The 3,882-nt window shown below is 70.6% G+C and carries 4 protein-coding genes; 2 read left to right on the top strand and 2 right to left on the bottom strand.

Annotation, left to right across the window (positions count from 1 at the left end; genetic code table 11):
- Both HR086_RS45385 and HR086_RS45380 read left to right on the top strand, forming a co-directional pair.
- On the top strand, positions 1 to 318 hold a 318-nt coding region (locus HR086_RS45385; protein ID WP_174468766.1), incomplete at its 5' end, for a cobalamin-dependent protein.
- A gap of 12 nt (positions 319 to 330) precedes the next feature.
- Positions 331 to 1,230, top strand: a complete 900-nt coding sequence (locus HR086_RS45380; protein WP_174459824.1) for a MerR family transcriptional regulator — start codon at positions 331 to 333, stop codon at positions 1,228 to 1,230.
- Here the strand turns inward: HR086_RS45380 and HR086_RS45375 are convergent.
- Both HR086_RS45375 and HR086_RS45370 read right to left on the bottom strand, forming a co-directional pair.
- Positions 1,190 to 2,269 (bottom strand): oxidoreductase, encoded by a 1,080-nt coding sequence (locus tag HR086_RS45375; protein WP_174459823.1) that lies wholly within the window; start codon positions 2,267 to 2,269, stop codon positions 1,190 to 1,192. The two genes, HR086_RS45380 and HR086_RS45375, sit on opposite strands and share 41 nt — an antisense overlap.
- 32 nt (positions 2,270 to 2,301) lie before the next feature.
- Entirely contained in the window at positions 2,302 to 3,795 is a 1,494-nt protein-coding gene (locus HR086_RS45370) for an ADYC domain-containing protein (RefSeq protein WP_174468765.1), read from the bottom strand.
- Positions 3,796 to 3,882 lie beyond the last annotated feature (87 nt).

Raw genomic sequence — 3,882 nt, 5'->3', positions numbered from 1 at the left:
GTGCAGCTCAAGCGCAAGGGGTGGCGGGTGACGATGCTGGGGGCGGATACCCCGGCTGACGCGCTGCGTGCCGCGTGCGAGCAGCTCCACCCGGACATGGTGGCGCTGTCCTTCGTGCAGCGGCGCGAAACGGACGAATTCGCAACGCTGTTGTCGGATGCGCTGCGAGCCTGCGCCCCCTCTCCGGTCGTGGTAGGAGGGCCCGGCGCGCGCGAGCACCTGAAAACCACCTTCACACTGGGTGCGCAGTACGCGGAGTCCTCGCAGGAGCTGATTGCCCTCTGGAGCCAGGTGCGAACCGCGCATAGTCGCCCCTGACCCGTATCGCCCATGGCCGAGCGCACCTACCGAATCCACGTCGCCGCGGAGCTGTCAGGGGTTCGGGTGGAGCTCATCCGGGCCTGGGAGCGGCGGTATGGCGTGCTCCAGCCCTTGCGCACGCCCGCGGGCTACCGCGTCTACACCGAGCGGGACGTCGCGCTGCTCAAGCGGCTGAAGAAGCTGACGGACGAGGGCGTGGCCATCAGCGAGGCGGCGAAGCTGCTGCCTCAACTGCTCGAGGAGCTGGACGCCGCGCCCACCGCCACCGAAGACGTCCAGGGCTCCAGCACGGGCCTGGAGTTCTGGCGCGACGCCGCGCTGCTCGCCGCGGAGGCGTATGACCAGGGCGGCGTGTCGGCGGTGGTGGACGAGGTGCTGTCCGCGCTGCCCCCGCTCAAGGCGTTCGAGGGCGTGCTGGCGCCGCTCCAGCGCGAGGTGGGCGAGCGCTGGCACACGGGCGAGCTGTCCGTGGCGCAGGAGCACCTGGTGACGCAGGTGGTGCGCGCCCGGCTGGTGAGCCTGCTGCACGGAGCGCCGGACAGCGGGCGACGCCACGCGGTGCTGGCGTGCTTCCCGGATGAGGAGCACGAGCTGGGGCTCTTGGGCGTGGCGCTGCGCCTGCGCCACGCGGGCTTCCGGGTGACGCTGCTGGGACAGAGGGTACCCGCGCTGGATTTGGGGCGGGCGGTGGCGTCGCTGAAGCCGGAGCTGGTGGGGCTGTCCGCCATCACCAATCACGGCGTGGAGGTGTTCCGCGACACGCTCTCCCAGCTCATCCGGGCGCTGCCGGACGGCGTGCCCGTCTGGGTGGGCGGCGCGGCTGCAGTGGCCCACTCGGACACCGTCGTCCGACTGGGCGCGCGCCTGTTCAGCGACGAGGACGACTGGGTGAAGGTGCTGAAGGAGTAGGCAGCGGCGCCCGCACGCGCTGGAGCATCGCGATGATTCCCGCGTCTCCGACGGCCCACACGCGCTTGCCGGTGAGCGACGCGGACACGGCATGGAAGCCCGTGGACCCCAGCGACTGCCAGCTCCGCGCGCCATCCGCGGACATCTCCGAGCCAGAGGGCCCGACGGTGACGAGCGTGGGCCCTGGCGCGCCGTGGACCTGCGCGACGCAGGAGCGGTAGCCCGCGGGCCTCGCTCCCCCGGGCACGCTCCACGTCTTGCCGCCGTCTCGCGTGAGGGCCAGGTTGCCCGTGGCGTCCGTGGGGAGCTTGTGGTTGCCGCCCACCGCGATGCCGTCGCGCTCGCTCCAGAAGACGAGCGAGAACACGCCGCCGCCCTCTCCCGTGGCCAGGGGCGTGGTCGCGACACTCCACGACTTGCCTCCGTCCGACGTGCGGAGCACGCGCGCCGCCGCGCCCCCCAGGCCGAACCACGCCTGCTTCGGTGCTCGCACGGCGATGCTGGTGCCGCTGGCCGCGAAGCCCGCCTCGCCGGGGAGCGCTGGAGGAAACGCCTGGGCGGGCAGGGGCGTCCAGGTGGCTCCGCCGTCCGAGGTCGCGACCACGAGGAAGCGGCCCTCCACCGGGTCGCTGAAAGCGAGGCCATGCTTCTCGTCCCAGAACGCCATGCCGTCGAAGAACGCGCCCGGCGTCGGGTTGGTGAACTGGAGCGTCCAGTGCTCGCCGCCGTCCACCGTCTTGTAGATGCGGGACTTGTCACCCTCGCCGATGGAGAGCAGATACGCGGTGGTGTCGCTGAAGGCATCCACGTCCCGGAAGTCGAGCGTCTCCGCGCCGGGCACGGTGCCCGCCTTCCACGTCTGACCTCCGTCCGTCGTCCGGACGAAGGTCCCCTTGTCTCCGCTGGCCCAGGCCACGCGTCCGTCGACGGCGCTGACGCCTCGCAGGCGCACGGTGGTGTGGCTGTCCTGGGTCACCCACTTCATCTCCGCGCTCCCCAGTGACAGCAGCGCTGTCAGCCAGATGGCTCCCGTCATCATGCCGCGTCCTCCTCGCGGCCCGGGAGGCTAGCTCAGGGTTGGGGATTGGCGAGCTGCTCGTTGGCCAGGGATTTGTTGAAGACGAGGCTCTTGAAGAGCTGCTTCGCCTCCTCGGCGTTGTCGCAGATGGGTGAGCACTTGTACGCGCCCGCGACGTTGTGCGGGTCCCTGCAGTCGTTGATGACGTGGCCGTTGGAGTCCTCGATGGGCGGCTGGAGCGTCACGCAGCCGGCTTGCAGGTGCTTCCAGCGCCAGTGGCTCAGACACGCCGGGCCGCCCGTGTCCCATCCCGCTTCGAACTGCATGCCCGACGGGCCCGAGCCCTCCGTGGGCGGGGCGATGATGTTCGGCGTCAGCGCGTCCCACGGCTGGATGAGGGTGCCATCCTGGGTGAAGGACGCGCCGCTCCCGCAGTAGTCGGCGCGAGCCATCCGGGTGCAGGCCCAGTGGGTCTTCGTCACCACGCCGGGGTTCGCGCCATCCAGCCACGGCTTGTAGCCCCAGCGGTAGCACTTGGCGAGCACGCCCGGGTCGCACGCGAGCGTGAAGGCGTTGGTGCTCTCCTCGCGCTCACCCGCCTTCGAGAAGAGGCCCTCCAGGGGGAGCGTCCACGCCCAGCCCACGGCGGGGTCCGCGCCTGTCTGGCACAGGTCGATGGGCGACCCGCTGGTGGGCCTTATCTGCAAGCGATAGAGGAAGGTGTCGCCGCTGACGTCCCAGATGCCGGGTGACTCGGGGATGGTGACGTTGGCCGCGTTGGTCGCGTCCTTGACTTCCAGGACGGTGCCGTAGCCGGACGGCGACGAGCTCAGCATCCGCGCGCCGATGAGCTGCTCACCCCTCAGGTCCTTCACCGTCACCGGGAAGCGGCCGGCGGTGGAGCGCAGCGTCACGCTCGCGCTCTGCGTCGTCGTATAGGGGCCCGTCAGCACGGTGAAGATGCCGCTCTTGGGGCAGGTGAACTTCACGGCGGGGCAACTGGACGTGCTGCACTGAAGGTCGGGCCCCGCCGTCCCCACGCCCGAGCCCAGGTAGCCCGTGCGCTCGAACTCGCAGGGGCTCTCCCCCGAGCAGACGCGAAGGATGGGGCGGCCCGTGCAGCTCCCCGGTGCTCCCGAGCATTCGCCGCTGGAGACGGTGACCAGCGTGTTCGGCGAGCAGGTGCCCTGGCCCTCGACGCTGAAGCCACAGGTTCGGTCGGCGCCTGTTCCACGCAGGAGGCACGGGACCAGGCTGGGCGTGGCGCCCGTCACCGACAGGTTGATTCGGGCGACCAGCTCACCCTTGTAGATTCGCAGCGTCGCCGCGCGGCGGACGCCGTCGTGCAGCACGGTGGCTCCCGTGTAGGCCGCGGACGGGATGTGCGAACCGTGGAGCTGCGTGCCCTGGGAGTGGGAGTCGTCGTTTCCAGCGGAGAAGGCCTGGGACTCCAGGGGAGGCGTCGCGTCCTCGGGGGCCAGCGGCCCGCATGCGGCGAGGAGACAGAGACAGAAACTGGGTAACAACAGTCGCGAGATGGCGCTCATGTGAGGGACCTCGGTTTCGTTCAAGGCAGACCCAGGTCCCTAGAGCATGTCGTATGCCACGGACACGTCCGCGCACACCTTGGGGGG

The organism is Myxococcus sp. CA039A (assembly GCF_013336645.1).
GTDB classification, from domain to species: domain Bacteria; phylum Myxococcota; class Myxococcia; order Myxococcales; family Myxococcaceae; genus Myxococcus; species Myxococcus llanfairpwllgwyngyllgogerychwyrndrobwllllantysiliogogogochensis.
The sequence above is the reverse complement of the archived record's forward strand: the minus strand, read 5'-3'. Positions and strand labels throughout refer to the sequence as shown.

Bases quoted from the DNA above. Each gene is read 5' to 3' on its own strand.
- HR086_RS45380 (WP_174459824.1), top strand. From the start codon at position 331: ATGGCCGAGCGCACCTACCGAATCCACGTCGCCGCGGAGCTGTCAGGG.
- HR086_RS45375 (WP_174459823.1), bottom strand. From the start codon at position 2,269: ATGATGACGGGAGCCATCTGGCTGACAGCGCTGCTGTCACTGGGGAGC.
- HR086_RS45370 (WP_174468765.1), bottom strand. From the start codon at position 3,795: ATGAGCGCCATCTCGCGACTGTTGTTACCCAGTTTCTGTCTCTGTCTC.